Source organism: Neisseria sp. P0021.S007, assembly GCF_051956855.1.
Map to the genome: position 1 here is coordinate 1 of NZ_JBQCXA010001579.1, position 459 is coordinate 459.

Consider the following 459-nt stretch of genomic DNA (forward strand, 5'->3'; position numbering starts at 1 on the left):
CGGCGTAACCACGCGGCCTTTGCACCACGCATAGCGTTCCCATTCGCGCCCCTGCGTGATCAGGTATTGCTCCAGCGCGGTTTCGCTCAATACCAGCGCGCCCGAATCGCCGTCTGGCCGCAGCCGCATATCGACGCGGAACACCTGCCCGTCGGCGGTAATGTCGTTCAGCAGCGCAATTAGTTTCTGCCCGACTTTGGTGAAAAACTCTTGATTGCCGCGTTCGCGCCTGCCGTCCGTATCGCCCGATTCGGGATAGATGAAAATCAAATCGATGTCGGAAGACACGTTCAGCTCATAGCCGCCCGCCTTGCCCATTGCCACCACGCTCAAATGTTGTGGCGATTTCGTATAACGCCCGATCGGCGTGCCGTACATGTCCTGATAATAGGCGTAGGAAAAGTTCAACGCGGTATTGACGGCAAAATCGGCAAACAGCGTAATTGTGCGGGTTACTTC

1 pseudogene is annotated in these 459 nt (G+C 56.6%); it reads right to left on the reverse strand.

Annotated elements, in window-relative coordinates:
* Positions 1–459: pseudogene (locus ACTHUR_RS20360) on the reverse strand (bifunctional [glutamate--ammonia ligase]-adenylyl-L-tyrosine phosphorylase/[glutamate--ammonia-ligase] adenylyltransferase); the annotation flags it as partial.